Consider the following 14,848-nt stretch of genomic DNA (forward strand, 5'->3'; position numbering starts at 1 on the left):
CGATCGTCCGAGCGGACTCTCATAACGATGGTTGTCGTCTCGTACCGGTGATCGCCCCACCGGGACGGCGATCACCGGTACACAGTTACAACCGTCATTATCACTCCTCGAACGGGTCGTCGCCACGCTCGTCGTAGCGTCTGCCGACGTCGATTCGAAACTCCCCCAGCACGTCGCGACCGAGCAGTAGCGGATACGCCGACGCCGACCGATCCTCGACCATCGCATCGACGGTTCGTTCGGTGCCGGCGATCCCGACAACGACGTCGACGACCGGCTGATGGCCTTGCGTTTCGTCCCTGCTTGCCGCGGGATCGCCGACCTGAATGGGGCCAGCGCCGATCGCCGCTGCGAGTTGCAGATCGATGCGCGTTTGCGATCGACCCGTATCGGCGCGTCCGATCACCGCTCTCGTGTCGGTCGTGCCGCTGACGACGACGCGTTCGGTGAGGCCGACGGTCGGCGCATCACTCTCAGCCGATGGCTCGAGCTTCGGAACACAGGAGGGAACGGAATCGTCCAGCGTCTTCCGGAGCGTCGTGACGCGGTCGGTGGCGACCGTCCCGCCGGCGCGTTCGATCGCGAGTGCCGCGATGTCGGGCGCTGGACTTCGGCCCGTCGCTCGATAGAGCCCTCTGAATCCGGCAGTCGGGTTGACCTCGAGAACGACCCAGCCGTCTTCGCCTTCGATGAGGTCGACGCCGGCACAGTCCAGTCCGACTGCGGCCGTCGCCCGTTTCGCGATCGACTCGACGGTCGCGGGAAGGGAGCCAGTCACGTCTTCGACCGAGCCGCCCCGCGCGACGTTCGTCCGCCAATCGTCGTCGGCGGCGTAGCGGATCATCGCTCCCACGACGCAGTCGTCGACGACGTAGACACGGAGGTCCCGTGGCCGTTCGCCCGCGGTGGCGACGAGTTCCTGCAAGAACGCCCGGCGCGTTCCGACGGTCCCGGTGAGCAGGTCGGTCCGACGAACTTTCCACGCCCCACCACCGTGAGTGCCGACGATCGTTTTGTAGACGTGTTCCGCACCGAATTCAGGTCGAACGCGGGAAAGTGGTTCCGACCCGAGTGCGAGCGCCGTCTTCGGAACGGGGACGCCCTCGGCGACGAGCGCGGCGGCGGCCGCGATCTTGTGCGAGGCGAGAGCGGCGGCGTCCGGATGGTTGACAATCGGCCGAAAGTGTGCGATCGCGTTCGCGAATCCGACCGCTTCGACGGGCTGTTTCGTCGTCGACAACAGCAGCCGGTTGATCACCACGTCCGCATCTGGCTCCAGGGAGAACTCCTCGTCCGTAAAGCGCACGAGCACGTTCTTCTCACGGAGCCAGACGGGCTCGTGACCGAGCGCCTCGATGGCGTTACAGATCGCCTTCGACTCTTTGCTGTCGTGAAAGCTCAGGACGCCAACCCGGAGCGGGGGATCGGTCATGCAACTTTACTCCAGCTCAGAAACCGTCAGGATCGTCTCGACCGCGACGTCCGGCGAGACGGAAATCGAGTCGATCCCGGCCTCGAGCAGGAACTCGGTGTACCCCGAAATCGTCGACGGAGCGTCGCCGCAGATGCCGACCGGCCGATCGTGGTCGTGGGCCGTCTCGATCAGCGACTCGATCGACCTCGTCACTGCGTCGTCGGTCTCGTCGAACAGCGAGGCGAGGTGTTCTGAGTTCCGGTCGACGCCGAGGGTCAGCTGCGTGAGGTCGTTCGAGCCGATCGAAAAGCCGTCGAACAGCGCCGCGAACCGATCCGCGAGGACGATGTTCGATGGAAGCTCCGCCATCACCCAGACGTCCATCTCCTCGCGCGAGAGGCCGAACTCCTCGAGGAGTTCGAGGACGCGTTCGCCCTCCTCGATCGTTCGACAGAACGGAACCATCACGGTGACATTGTCGAGTCCGACGTCCTCGCGGACCTGTCGATACGCCTCACACTCGAGGCGAAACGCCTCCCGAAACTCGTCGTCGTAGTAGCGCGAGGCGCCGCGCCAGCCGAGCATCGGGTTGGCCTCCTCGGGTTCGTACTTGAAGCCGCCCTCGAGGTTCCGGTACTCGTCGGTCTTGAAGTCACTCAGGCGGAAGATGACCTCGTCGGGGTAGAACGCGGCGCCGATCTTCGCGATGCCGGTTCGCAGCGCGTCGACGAACTGGGCTTCCTCGCCGCGTGCGAGCAACTCGAGCGGGTGGGAGCCGACGTGGGAGGTGACGATGAACTCCTCGCGCGCCAGGCCGACGCCGTCGACCGGCAGGGCCGCGAGCGCGAACGCCCGGCCCGGGTCGCCGAGGATCAGCTTGACGTCGGTCTCGGTCTCGGGGATCTCGTCCACCACCTCCTCGCTGACCTCGAACGCGAGTTCACCCGCGTACACTCGTCCGGTGTCCGTCGAGCAGTCGACCGTCACGAGGTCTCCGTCTGCCAACGCGTCGGTCGCGTTCCCGGTGCGAACGATCGCGGGGATGCCCAGCTCCCGGGAGACGATCGCGGCGTGAGACGTTTTGCCGCCCCTGTCGGTGACGATGGCGCTCGCGCGCTTCATGACGGGGACCCAGTCCGGGTCGGTCATCTCGGTGACAAGCACGTCCCCCTCCTGGACCTGATCCATCTGCCGGTGGTCCGAAAGCACCCGGACGGAACCAGTTGCCACGGCGTTCCCGATCGCGACGCCGGTGAGCAGTTCCTCCCCCGACTCCTCGAGGCTGTACGTCCGGATGACGTTCTCCGTCGCCGCGCCGTGGACCGTCTCCGGCCTGGCCTGGACGACGAACAGCTCCTCGAGGTCGCCGTCGACGAGCCACTCGACGTCCTGTGGCGTCCCGAAGTGCTCCTCGATGCGCGTCGCGTACGTCGCCAGCTCCCGGATCCGCTCGTCGCTGAGCGCGAACTCGTCGCGCTCGTCCTCGGGGACCGGCTCGAGCTTGGTGCCGCCGTTTCGGCGGACCATTCGCTGGGTTTTCCCGCCGAGCTGTTTCTCGACGATGCCGGTCGTCGGTTTGAAGACGACGTACCGGTCGGGGTCGACCACCCCCTGGACGATCGGCTCGCCGAAGCCGTACGCCGCCTCGATCGTGACGACCTCCTCGAAGCCGGTGTCGGGGTCGAGGGTGAAGAGCACGCCCGAGGCGGCCAGATCCGCCCGCCCCATCTTCTGGACGGCGACGGCGAGCTTGACCTGGAAGTGATCGAAGTCGTTGTTCTCGCGGTAGGCGATCGCCCGGTCGGTAAATAACGACGCGAAGCAGTGTTTGATCGACTCGAGCAGTTCGGTCTCGCCGGCGACGTTGAGAAACGTCTCCTGCTGGCCGGCGAAGGAGGCATCGGGGAGGTCCTCTGCGGTCGCGGAGCTTCGCACGGCGACTTCGGGGTCGTCGAGCTCGAGGCGGGCCGCCAGCGCGTCGTAACGGTCGACGATCGCCGACGACAGGTCCTCGGGCATCGCGGCCTCGGAGATCGTCCGTCTGATTCGCTCGCCCCGGTTTTGCAGGTCGGAGACGTTCTCGACGTCGAGCCCCTCGAGGTCGTCGGCGATGGCTTCCCCGATCCCCGTCTCCTCGACGTAGTACTCGTAGGCCGACGCGGTCGTGGTGAATCCCGGGAGCACCGGCACGTCGAGGCCCGCGAGCTCGCCGAGGTTCGCGCTCTTGCCGCCGACGGCACCCGTATCCGCGCCGCTGCACGCTTCTAGCCACTGGACGAATTCGGTGTCGCTCATCGATGCGACGATTCGACCACGGGCACGGCCATAAATCGGGCGGGCGAGTTCCACCCCCACAACTGATACCAGTACCGTCGTGGTAGGGCCGGCTACCGACGATGCACCCGCCCTCGCTCCCGGATCGGTCGATCGAGGCGTACGCGGCCGTGACGGACGACGAACGGCTCGAGCACCTTCGAGAACTCGCCGCGACGCTCGGAGAGGCCCGCATCCTCCACGTCAACTCGACGGCGACCGGCGGCGGCGTCGCGGAACTGCTCCGGTCGATCGTGCCCGTCTGTCGCGACCTCGGCCTCGAGGACAACTGGCTCGTGATGGACGCCAGCGACGACTTCTTCGAGGTGACGAAGGCGATGCACAACGGGCTCCAGGGGAGCGGGTCGCCGTTGACCGAGGAGATGAAAGCAACGTATCACGACGTGAACGAGCAAAACGCAGCCGAACTCGAAAGAACGTACGACGTCGTCGTGATCCACGACCCACAGCCACTGGGCATGATCGAGTCGATCCGCGAGGCGATGCCGGAAGCGGCGATCGTCTGGCGCTGTCACATCGACCTCACCGACCCGGTCGAGGCGTACCTGACGTTCGTCGCCGACGCCGCTCGACGGGCCGATCACGCGATCTTCAGCCGGGCGGCGTACGGGGAGGCGATCGACGGCCCGCCAGCGAGCGTTATCCACCCCTCGATCGACCCGCTCGCGGCGAAGAACCGGTCGCTCGACGAGGAGGCGGTCACGGCCGAGTGCGACCGGCTGGATCCTCTCTCGTTCGACGCGCCACTGCTGACGCAGGTGTCGCGCTTCGATCCGTGGAAAGACCAGTTCGGCACGCTCGAGATCTACCGTCGTGCCCGCGAGTCGATTCCGGACCTCCAGCTGGCGCTGGTCGGCGGGATGGCCGGCGACGATCCCGAGGGGCTGGAACTGTACGAACAGGTCGCCGAGGAGGCGGTCGAAGACCCGAACGTGCACGTGCTGACCGACCTGCCGGACCAGGGCGTGAACGTCCTCCAGCGCCGGTCTGACGTCGTCGTCCAGAAGTCACTCCGCGAGGGGTTCGGCCTCGTCGTCTCGGAGGCACTCTGGAAGCGCACCCCGGTCGTCGGCTCGAGCGTGGGCGGCATCCCACTCCAGATCGAAGACGGCCAGAACGGCTACCTCGTCGAACCGGACGACGTCTCGACCGCCGCGGGTCGCGTCGTAACGCTCCTCGAGGACGACGAGCGCCGGGCGACGTTCGGGGCGAACGCTCGCGAGCACGTCCGCGAGCACTTCCTGCTCCCGCGACAGCTCGCCGAGTTGCTCGAGGTTTTTCTCGAGGTGCTGGACCTCGACCCGTGACCGCCCCGACCATCCCCGTAAATGTCGGATCTCTTAGGTCCCCTGTACCATTATCCGCCGAGGCGGTGAGTAGCCTCTCATGAGCCGGCTCATCGAGCGGCTGTTGATACCGACGGACGCCAGCGACGGCGCGCTCTCGGGGGCGAGACACGGGATTGCGCTCGCGTCGCGGACCGGCGCCGACGTGCACGTTCTCTCGGTCGTCGAGGTCGGGCACGGACCGTCCGAGTACGACGACGACCTGCTCTCGTCGCTCGAGGCGCAGGCGGACGAGGCGGTCGATGCAGTGGCAGAACTGGCTCGAGCCCACGACGAGAAACTCGAGGTCACGACGGCCGTCAGGCGTGGCGTCCCGTTCCAGTCGATCAGGGAGTACGCCAACCGGCGCGAGATTGACGTGATCGCGATGGGGACGAAGGGCCGAACCGGGATCGACCGAATCCTGCTGGGCAGCGTCACCGAAAACGTCCTCCGGACGGCTCGAACGCCCGTGCTCGCGGTTCCCCCGAACGCGGACGCGCCAGCGCTCGAGGACGTGGCGTTCGAGCGGTTCCTCCTGCCGACCGACGGCAGCGACGGGGCCGAAATCGCGGCCGAGTGGGGGATCGCCCTCGCGGACCGACTCGGTTCGACCGTCCACGCACTGTCCGCCCTCGATCCGAGTCCCTTCTCGGCGCTCGGCGAGGAAGACGAGGTTCCCGAAGCACTCGAGCACCGGGGCGAAGCGGCGGTCGCCTCCGTCCGGGAGCGCGCCAGCGAGGTGGGCGTCGACGCCACCGGCTCGATCGAATCCGGCTCGCCGACGGACGTGGTCCTCGCGTCCGCGGCCGACCGGGACGTCGACCTGATCGTCATGGGTACCCACGGCAGGACGGGCGTCGGGCAGTGGTTCCTGGGGAGCGTCACCGAGAACGTCGTCCGGCAGGCCGACGTCCCGGTGTTCTGCGTCCCCGTCAGCGCCGAGTCGCCGTAACGCGCGTCGGTTCCAGTGCCGACCGTCCTGTGTCAGCCGCCATCACTCGAGCGAGCCGCCCGGGATCTGCGTGTACGCGCCGACCATCGCGTCGACGAGCTCGAGCTCGCCGAGCGTGGCCCCCTCGTCGACGACCGACCGCCGCACGGTCGTCCCCTCGAGCGTCGCGTCCGGAAAGACCACCGTCCGTTCGACGTCGGCGTCGACGAGCGTCGCCCCGGACATGACGTGGACGTTCGGTCCAAGCCTCGAGCGCTCGACGGACGCGGCGTCGGCGACCAGCGACTCACCGTCCAGTCGCCAGGAGACGGCGTCCAGGTAGCTCTTCCGGGTGCCGACGTCGAACCAGGCGCCATCGAAGGAGTAGGCGTACGTCGGTTCCCGGGACTGGAGCCACGAGACGAACCAGCCGGGTTCGTCCGGGTCGTTCCCTCCCTCGAGGTACGTCCGGAACAACGGTAGCGCCTCCCGGGGGAATGCGTAACAGCCGATCGACACGCGCGTCCCTGGCGGCTCGTCGGGTTTCTCCGCGAAGCCGACCACGCGATCGCCCTCGAGGTCGACGACGCCGTAGGCGGTGGCCCGCTCTCGATCGCCGACGTCGGAGACGGCGATCGTCGGCCCCTCCCGTCGGTCGAAGTACGCGAGGAAGTCCTCGATCGCGAAGTCGAAGACGTTGTCGCCGGCGAGCACCAGCAGGTCATCGTCGATCCCTTCGCGGTCGATCAGCTGGGCGAGCCCGCCGACGACGCCGAGCTTCTCGTCTTCCTCGCGCGTCTCCTCGATCGACAGCCGTGGCTTGTCGTAGGTGCTGTCTTCCAGGTGGGTCTGGAAGTCGGGCGCGAAGCGTTCGTTCGTGCTGACGTAGACCGTCTCGATCCGATCGGCCGCCTCGAGTTCGGCGTAGAGTCGATCGAGGACGGTGGTCTCCCCGAGCGGGAGGAACATCTTCGGCCGGTGTCTCGTGATCGGCCACAGCCGGGTCGCGTAGCCGCCAGCGAGGACGACGGCGTTCATCGGTACCCCTCGGCGGTCTGTCGATCGGTGGTCACTCCCATCGGTCGACTCCGGCGTTCGGTTTCGAGCCGTCCGATTCGGTTCGATTTGCGTCCGTCACTCGATTCGTGTCCGTCGAACGATCGGTGTACACGCATGCGTATCCGGGCGGTTCCCGTCCGAACTCCCACGGGCCGGTCCATAACCCTTTCACAGCTACACCATTATGGCGCTCGGTCTGGGAGTAGCCGACGGGATGGACGACGCACACGCACGGCTCGAGGCCGACGTCGCCGCGCTCGAGGAGTTGCCGGTGTTCGTCGCGTACAACGCGAACGTCGACGCGATCGTCCGGGTCGACGAAGAACTGGCGTCGTACCTCGACCGACCGCCGGAGCCGGGTGCGCACCCGCCGCCGAGTCCGCTCGCGTCGAAGCGAGAGCTCGCGACGGCGATTACCCACACGATGGCGGCCGGCCACGGCGACGAGGCGGCGATGACGGACGAGTTCGCCGCCACGCTCGAGTCGGAGTTGAGGCCGGACAGCCAGCAGCTGGGCGGCCAGGCCGGGATCATGACGAACCTGCTGACCGCGCTCGGGGCGGCGCCGATCACGTTCACGTACCTGGTCTCAGAGCGCCAGCGGTCGATGTTCGAGCACCCCGACGCGGTTCGCTATCCGATCGTCGAGGACGGGAAGGTCAGCTACGTTCCCCTCGAGGCGTTCACCAACGCGGACCGAACCAAGATCAACTGGGTGTTCGAGTTCCGGGCCGGGGACGAACTCTTCGGCGTGCGTGCCGCGGCGGACACCCGGTTCATCGCTGCCTCGAGACCGCCGGAGTTCGATCTGGTCGCCGGCGACCTCGACGAAACCATCGACCAGGTCGGTGCGGTCGTCGACGGGGCGTTGCTCGCGGGCTATCACAACCTCACGCCCGACCACGTCGAGGAGGGCTACGAGGAGGCACACCGTCACGCGCGGGACGTCCTGCGCCGGCTTCGATCCGGCGACGACCTCGACGTGCATATCGAGTACGCCGTGACCCAAGACGAGGAGCTCAGAGCGAGCATGTACGAGTGGATCTTACCCGAGGCAGACGTCATCGGCGTGGACACCCACGAGCTCACCCTGCTCCACGAGGACGCGGGACTCGAGGTGGCGGACGAGGAACCGACCGAGGAGACGCCGTTCGAGGTGAGCGAGATCCTCACTCACTACCGAATGCTCGCAGCGCTTCGTGAAGAACTCGGCGTCGACGCCATCCAGCTCCACGCGATGGCGTACCACCTCGCCGTGATGGACGCCCACCCCGAGCCGGAGGCAGCCCGGCGCGGACTCGAGTTTGCCGCCGTCACCGCCGCGACGAAGGCGGCCCGCGGGGAGATCACGGCCCCCGAAGACCTCGAGACGGGACTCGAATACGAGCCGTCGACGCAGGGCCGCGAGGCGATCGAGTTGCTCGCCGACCACGTCGAGAAATCAGCCGAGGACGGCACGCTCTATACGCCGACGGTCGCCGCCTGTCCGAACCGCGTCGTCGACGAGCCGGCGGGGACGGTCGGCATCGGCGACATCGTCTCGTGCTCGAGTTTTATCCTCGAACTCGCCCTCCTCACGGACCGCGATCCCGGTAGCGAGGAACTCGGCTGAGCGATTGCCCAGTGGCGGGTCGTCGATGCCGTATCGGTTCGGCTCGCAGAGTGTCTCACGGGTCGAACGGTTCGGAACGCCTGTACGGGAATTTTACTGGCCTCGAGACGTCCGCTCGACCATGCACGAACTTCGATGGCTGCAGCTCCCGAAAGACGAACTGGACGACTTTCTCGGCGACGGTGGAACGGGCATCCTCTCGTTTTCGACGCCGGGCGACGAGCCCCCGATCACGGTTCCAGTGTCCTACGGCTACTTCGCGGACGCCGAGAGGTTCTACTTTCGGCTCGCGATCACCGACGAGAGCGAGAAGGCGTCAGTCGTCGACAGACCGGTTTCGTTCGTCACGTTCGAGGAAACCGACGAGGGGTGGAAAAGCGTCGTCGCGACGGGCTCCCTCGAGGAGGTCGACGAGTTACCGTACGAGTCGGCCGTCGTCCAGGGGCTGTGGGCGGTCCAGATGCCACGGGTCGACATCTTCGAGCGGCCGCGTGATGAGGTACCGTTCGTGGACTTCTGTCTCGACCCCGACAATCTGACGGGACGGACCGAGATCGTGGCACATGGACGCGACGGCGAGTGATCCGATCGCCGAACGTTTGCCAACGCTATTTCTGTGACGAACCGATGCGATTTCTCCTCAAAAGCCTCCGATTAGAGATCTTAATCACTGATCTGGAAACGAATGGGAAGAAATATACGCCAGTAGGAGAAACATCTGTAGTACGGTAGATTACAATGGCCACGACGCCACACTCGCCGCTGTCCGGCTCTGACGGTCCCGACGTCGCCGTTGGGTTCGAACACGTGACTGTCGACCGCGACGGAAGGCCGACCGAGTGTACGATCTTTCCCCGCGACTGTGACGAGGACGAGATCCTCACTCACTGGATCACGGCGAGTGAGGGCTCGTTCGTCTCGCTCGAGGAGATGCGATAACGCGGCGCACGTTTTCCCGTTTTAGCCCCTCGAGCGCAGCCGCCGGACGTGAACGAACTCCTCGCGCAGCGCCCGGCGTTTGACCAGGACGAAGCCGGTAGCGATGACGAGAAAGCCCACGGCGGTCGCCAGGTCGATGACTTCACCCAGGTAGAGCCAGCCGAAGATGGCGGCGAAGATCGGCGCGACGTAAGAGACCATGTTGATCTCGACGGCACCGAGGCGCTCGAGCAGGTCGAAGTAGAGCAGGAAGCCGAAGGCGCTGGCGGCGATCGCGAGGTACAAAAGCGAGGCGACCGCCTCGGGATGAGTCCACGCCGCGACGTCGACGGGTTCCCGGAGGGCGAGGCTGAGGAGGTGCATCAGGAGCGCGCCACCGAGCATCGACCAGGCTTCCATCGTCTCGATCTCGATCGAGGCGCCGATCCGACGGGTGAGGACGCCGCCGAGGGCGAAGGAGGCGGCTGCGAGGAAGATGAGGACGGTGGCGACGAACGAGGTCGAGAGCAGGTTCGACGGGTCGGGCTGGCTGATGATGACGACGCCGACGAGGCCGAGGAGGACGCCGACGACACCCACCGGCGAGAGGGCGTCCGACGGCGTGAGTACGCGCGCAAAACCGGTCGTCAGGATCGGCGAGAGACCGACCAGGATGGAGGCGACGGCGGCCAGCGTGTGCTGTTGACCGACGAACAGGAACGCGTGGTAGGCGGCGATCATCAACGACGCGCCGACGGCGACCACTGTCCACTGATCGCGGCCCTGTGGTAGCCAGTCGTCGGCTGCGTACACGGCGTAGGCGAGCATCACCACGCCTGCGATGTCGTAGCGCAACGCGGCGAACAGGACGGGTGGGAAGTGGTTCAGCCCTGCACTGATCGCGACGAACGCCGTTCCCCAGACCGCAGCGAGCACCAGAAAGAGGACGAGGCTTCGATACCGGCTCACGGTCGCTCAGTGACGCCAGGCGGCCCTATGTGTTTCGCTTCGAAACAATAGTCCGGCGGAGGCGGGCGGTGACGGATTCGATCAGTCGTCTGCAGCAGGAATGTCGCCGACGGTGTCTGCGTCGGAGTCGTCGGAGTCGTCGGAGTCGTCGGAGTCGTCACCGTCAGCGTCCGAAGCGTCGTCGGTGGTCTCCGTCTCGAAGAGTTCGTCGTCGGTCTCCGCGGTGGGGACGGTCCCGTCGGCGCTCGCACGCGGGAAGTTGTCGATGGTGTCCGCACGGAACGCCTCCTCGTCGAACTCGTACTCGTCGTCGAAGAACTCCATCAGGGTGTGGGTGTCCTGCATCGCGTTCTTGAGACACGTCGAGGCGCCCGGCGAGGGCGTGATGTTGAAGATGATGTCGTCGCCGAGGATCTTCGCCTCGCCCATGTCGAGCGACCGGCGCTTCGTGTCGACGATCTGCGGGCGGACGCCGCCGTAGCCCTTCGCCCGCTCGATGTCCTCGAGTTCGACCGTCGGGACGACCTTCTGGACGTGCGGCAGGAAGGCCTTCGGACCGACTTTCGGGAGGTCGTAGACGAGGTTCTTGAGGACGTAGGGGAGGAGGATCCGGTCCGCCAAGATGTTCCCGTAGCTGAGGAACGAGGCGGCGTTCAGCCCGAAGACGTCGAAGAAGTCCTTCGTCGTCGAGAGCCGGCCACGCTCGAGCGCGGGCACGAGCTTCGCGGTCGGGCCAAAGCGCGTGACGCCGGCGTCGTGGACGTCCGCGTCGCCGTGAACGGCGGCGAACGGGAGTTTCTTCATCTGGAGCGTGTACACCTTGCCGTTCAGCAGGTCCCGGGCGAGGAAGAAACTGCCCGCGACCGGGAGTAACACCTTGTCCTGGCCGTAGCCGAGCTCCTGGGCGAGCTGGAGGCTGTGGGAGCCGGCGGCGACGACGGTTGCGTCACAGTCGAAGCGGCCACGAGTCGTCTCGATGGTGTAGCCGTCGAGCGTGGGCGTGACGTCCGTGACCTCGGTCCCAGTGTAGACGTCGACGCCGTCGACCTCCTCGGCCTGCTCGACGAACGACTTCGAGGCCTCGCCGTAGTCGACGACGTAGCCGTCGGGCGTCTGCAGGGCGAGCATCTCCGTCCCCGGATCGCGCCCCTCGACGACCTTCGGCTCGAGTTCGGCGATTTCCTCGCGGCCGATCGCCCGCAGTTTCGGGAAGAGGTCGCCAAAGCCCTCCTCCTCGTAGCGGCGCTCGAGTTTGGCGACTTCCTCGTCGCCGACGCCGAGGACCATCTTCGAGCGCTTGTCGTGCATCTTGCGGTCGGCGTCGTAGTTCTCCAGGTAGCCCGCCAGCAGCTCTGCACCCTCTTTGACCTCCTCGGCCTTCTCGAGCGTGTAGTTGGTCTCGATGTCCCCGAAGTGTAGCGTCTGGGAGTTGTTCGTACAGTGAGAGTTGATCGCGGCGAGTTCCGGTTCCTTCTCGATCAGCGCGATGGAGTCGATGTCGGTGAACTTCGCAGTCGTGTACAGGAGTGACGCACCACTGATACCGCCACCGACGATAACGAGGTCGTACTTGCCAGACATTGTTGATCTGTAGGTCGCTATCGTCACCTATCGACTTCAGATAGATAACTCATCTTCTTTCGATCGACGTTTTAGTAATCGACGAACTGGCTATCGACGATCGGACAGCCACCTGCCAGTCAGCGCGACCGGACGTGAGTCCGTTCTGCCTTTTCAACACGATGGAGGTGGCAGGCGGCCGGATGTTCGCCGCCACCGAGCTCCGGGTTCTCGCGTTCGCAGACGCTCCCATACTCCTCGCTGAGCGTCGCTGTCGCCTCGTCCCAGTTCTCCGCGGCGAGTTCCGCGAGCGCCTCGTCGACGACGGCCTCGTGACGGGCCGGGAGGTCGTCGGTGAACAGGCGTGCTTTGGTCGTCTCGACGAACGTAGAGACGTCGCCCGCGTCGAGGTCGTCCTCGCCGACCGCGTACGTTTCGTCTTCGCCCACCGCCTCGAGCGCGAGCTCTCTCGATTCGATCCGCTCGCGGAGATCCATGAGTTCGCGGTAGGTCTGTTGGTCGATCTCGACCCCCTCGGGCGGGATCACCATCGGACACCGGGTTCGGAACCGGCATCCGGATGGAGGATCCCGTGGCGAGGGCACGTCGCCCGTGATCGGCTCGCGATCCCGCTCCTTTTCGGCCGTCGTCGCCCGGGGAACGCTCTCGAGCAGCGCCTGCGTGTAGGGGTGTTTCGGCTCGGCGAACAGCGCCTCGACCGGCCCGACCTCGACGATCTCACCGAGGTACATCACCGCGACGCGGTCGCAGACGTGGCGGATAACCGAGAGGTCGTGACTGATCAGCAGGTAGGTCAGGTCGAACTCGTCCTGGAGGTCGTCGAGTAAGTTCAGCACCTGCGCCTGCACGGAGACGTCGAGCGCGCTCGTCGGCTCGTCGAGCACGAGAAACTCCGGCTCGAGCGCGAGCGCTCGCGCGATGCCGATGCGCTGGCGCTGGCCGCCGGAGAACTCGTGGGGGTATCGGTCGAACTGATCCGCAGAGAGCCCGACGCGCTCGAGCAGGTCGCGCACCCGCTCGTCGCGCTCTGGTTTCGTTCCGACGTCGTGGACGTCGAGCGGTTGTCTGACGATCTGACCGATCGTCATTCGGGGATCGAGACTCGAGAACGGATCCTGGAAGACGACCTGAGCGTCTCGGCGGAACGACGTGAGCTGCTCGCCCGTGAGTTCGTAGACGTTCTGGCCGTCGAACTCGACGACGCCGTCGGTCGGCTCCTGCAGACGCAGCAGGGTCTCACCCGTCGTCGACTTGCCACAGCCGGATTCGCCGACGAGGCCGAGCGTTTCGCCGCGGTGGACGTCGAAACTGATGCCGTCGACGGCGCGAACCGCGACAGGGTCGTCACCCAGGAGGCGATCGACGATGGAGTCTCGTTCGTAGAAGTACTTCGTCAGGCCCTCGACGTGTACGAGCGGCTCGTCCGTCACCGTCATCGACGATCACCCCGGTCGGCCGCCTCCGTTCCTCCGTCCGAGTGTGGCCGACTCGCTCGCTCCGGCTCCAGGTCGTGAGTGCCAGCCGGCTCGGAAGCGTCCCCGAAGTAGTCGTCGGGGAGCGCCGTTGACTCGTCGTAGGCGACCTCCGCGAGGTAACACTTCGTCGCATGTTCGTCGCTTCCCGCAGCGTCGAAGTCGGGCGGCTTCTCGAGACACTCTTCCATCGCCTTCGGACACCGATCGGCGAAGTAACACCGATCGGGCATCTCGTGGTCGAGCAGGCTCGGAACGTTGCCCGGGATCGGCTGCAGCCGGTCGGCAGCCCCCTCGAGATCCGGGATGCTACCGAGCAGCCCTTCTGTGTAGGGGTGGACGTACTCGTCGAAGACGTCCTCGAGCGTGCCGCGTTCGACGATCTCGCCGGCGTACATGACGCCGACGCGATCGCACATCCGGGCGACGACTCCCAGGTTGTGCGTGATCAGCAGGATCGTCATGCCAGTCTCCTCCTTGAGGTCGTCGAGGAGGTCCAGGATCTGAGCCTGGATGGTCACGTCGAGCGCCGTCGTCGGTTCGTCGGCGATCAACACGTCCGGTTCGCCGGCCAGAGCCTGGGCGATCATCGCTCGCTGGAGCATCCCGCCGGAGTACTCGTGGGGGTACTCGTCGGCGCGCTCGACGGGGTCGGGGATGCCGACCAGCTCGAGCAACTCGATCGCGCGCTCGCGACTCGCTTTCGTCACGTACCGTTTCGACGGGAGGACCGTCCCGAGCGCCATCGAGCCCAGCGTGTACTCCCTCGAGCGCGCCCGGGTCGACCGGGGGTTCGCGGTCGCACGTCGCTGGACCTCCACCGCCTCGGCGATCTGCTCGCCCACGGTGATACTCGGATTGAAGCTGCTCTGAGGGTCCTGGAAGATCATGCTGAAGTGGGTTCCGCGCAGCGACCGTCGGACCGGTCGCGGAACCCGGAGGAGGTCGACGCGGTCGCCGGAAACGGCGTCCGGGTAGTCGTCGGCGATCGATGCGGCGAGTTCGGCGTTGTGGTACCAGACCTCGCCGTCGGTGATCTCCCCCGGCGGCTCGATCAGGTCCATGATCGAGCGGGCGGTGACGCTCTTTCCGCTGCCGCTCTCGCCGACGATGCCGTACGTCTCGCCGCGCTCGATAGAGAGGTCGACGCCGTGGACGGCGTTCACCTGCCCCTCGTCGGTGAAAAAGCGGGTCTTCAGCCCCTCGACTCGAAGGAGTTCCTCGGTCATA

12 protein-coding genes are annotated in these 14,848 nt (G+C 66.2%); 5 read left to right on the top strand and 7 right to left on the bottom strand.

Annotated features, from left to right (window positions below; translation table 11 throughout):
• Positions 1–100: 100 nt before the first annotated feature.
• Both NMQ09_RS12685 and ppsA read right to left on the bottom strand, forming a co-directional pair.
• Positions 101–1,432: a RimK family alpha-L-glutamate ligase gene (locus NMQ09_RS12685; protein ID WP_255190948.1), complete on the bottom strand. Its 1,332-nt coding sequence runs from the start codon at positions 1,430–1,432 to the stop codon at positions 101–103.
• 6 nt (positions 1,433–1,438) lie between these two features.
• Entirely contained in the window at positions 1,439–3,709 is a 2,271-nt protein-coding gene (ppsA, locus tag NMQ09_RS12690) for a pyruvate, water dikinase (protein ID WP_255190949.1), read from the bottom strand.
• A gap of 101 nt (positions 3,710–3,810) precedes the next feature.
• Between ppsA and NMQ09_RS12695 the strand changes: the two genes are divergently transcribed.
• Both NMQ09_RS12695 and NMQ09_RS12700 read left to right on the top strand, forming a co-directional pair.
• Positions 3,811–5,055: a glycosyltransferase gene (locus NMQ09_RS12695; RefSeq protein WP_255190950.1), complete on the top strand. Its 1,245-nt coding sequence runs from the start codon at positions 3,811–3,813 to the stop codon at positions 5,053–5,055.
• A gap of 79 nt (positions 5,056–5,134) precedes the next feature.
• Positions 5,135–6,028: a universal stress protein gene (locus tag NMQ09_RS12700; protein ID WP_255190951.1), complete on the top strand. Its 894-nt coding sequence runs from the start codon at positions 5,135–5,137 to the stop codon at positions 6,026–6,028.
• Between the two features lie 42 nt (positions 6,029–6,070).
• Here the strand turns inward: NMQ09_RS12700 and NMQ09_RS12705 are convergent, their stop codons facing one another.
• Positions 6,071–7,045: a nucleotidyltransferase family protein gene (locus NMQ09_RS12705; protein WP_255190952.1), complete on the bottom strand. Its 975-nt coding sequence runs from the start codon at positions 7,043–7,045 to the stop codon at positions 6,071–6,073.
• Between the two features lie 235 nt (positions 7,046–7,280).
• Here NMQ09_RS12705 and NMQ09_RS12710 point away from each other — a divergent pair, with 235 nt between their 5' ends.
• The 3 genes from NMQ09_RS12710 to NMQ09_RS12720 all read left to right on the top strand — a co-directional run bounded on the left by NMQ09_RS12710 (position 7,281) and on the right by NMQ09_RS12720 (position 9,617).
• On the top strand, positions 7,281–8,678 hold the full coding sequence (locus tag NMQ09_RS12710) for an ADP-dependent glucokinase/phosphofructokinase (RefSeq protein WP_255190953.1): 1,398 nt from the start codon (positions 7,281–7,283) through the stop codon (positions 8,676–8,678).
• A gap of 121 nt (positions 8,679–8,799) precedes the next feature.
• Positions 8,800–9,261, top strand: a complete 462-nt coding sequence (locus tag NMQ09_RS12715; protein WP_255190954.1) for a pyridoxamine 5'-phosphate oxidase family protein — start codon at positions 8,800–8,802, stop codon at positions 9,259–9,261.
• A 155-nt stretch (positions 9,262–9,416) separates the two neighbouring features.
• Positions 9,417–9,617 carry a DUF7511 domain-containing protein gene (locus NMQ09_RS12720; RefSeq protein WP_255190955.1) on the top strand — a complete coding sequence of 67 codons (201 nt, stop codon included), beginning with the start codon at positions 9,417–9,419 and terminating at the stop codon, positions 9,615–9,617.
• 21 nt (positions 9,618–9,638) lie between these two features.
• Here NMQ09_RS12720 and NMQ09_RS12725 read toward each other — a convergent pair whose 3' ends face one another.
• The 4 genes from NMQ09_RS12725 to NMQ09_RS12740 all read right to left on the bottom strand — a co-directional run bounded on the left by NMQ09_RS12725 (position 9,639) and on the right by NMQ09_RS12740 (position 14,847).
• Positions 9,639–10,565: a DMT family transporter gene (locus NMQ09_RS12725; protein WP_255190956.1), complete on the bottom strand. Its 927-nt coding sequence runs from the start codon at positions 10,563–10,565 to the stop codon at positions 9,639–9,641.
• 81 nt (positions 10,566–10,646) lie between these two features.
• Complete coding sequence (locus tag NMQ09_RS12730) at positions 10,647–12,146, bottom strand: FAD-dependent oxidoreductase (protein WP_255190957.1); 1,500 nt, start codon at positions 12,144–12,146, stop codon at positions 10,647–10,649.
• A 119-nt stretch (positions 12,147–12,265) separates the two neighbouring features.
• Entirely contained in the window at positions 12,266–13,582 is a 1,317-nt protein-coding gene (locus NMQ09_RS12735) for an ABC transporter ATP-binding protein (protein WP_255190958.1), read from the bottom strand.
• Positions 13,579–14,847 carry an ABC transporter ATP-binding protein gene (locus NMQ09_RS12740; RefSeq protein WP_255190959.1) on the bottom strand — a complete coding sequence of 423 codons (1,269 nt, stop codon included), beginning with the start codon at positions 14,845–14,847 and terminating at the stop codon, positions 13,579–13,581. The genes NMQ09_RS12735 and NMQ09_RS12740 overlap by 4 nt, the downstream gene beginning before the upstream one ends.
• Between the last annotated feature and the right edge of the window lies 1 nt (position 14,848).

This window comes from Natronobeatus ordinarius (assembly GCF_024362485.1).
Lineage (GTDB): Archaea > Halobacteriota > Halobacteria > Halobacteriales > Natrialbaceae > Natronobeatus > Natronobeatus ordinarius.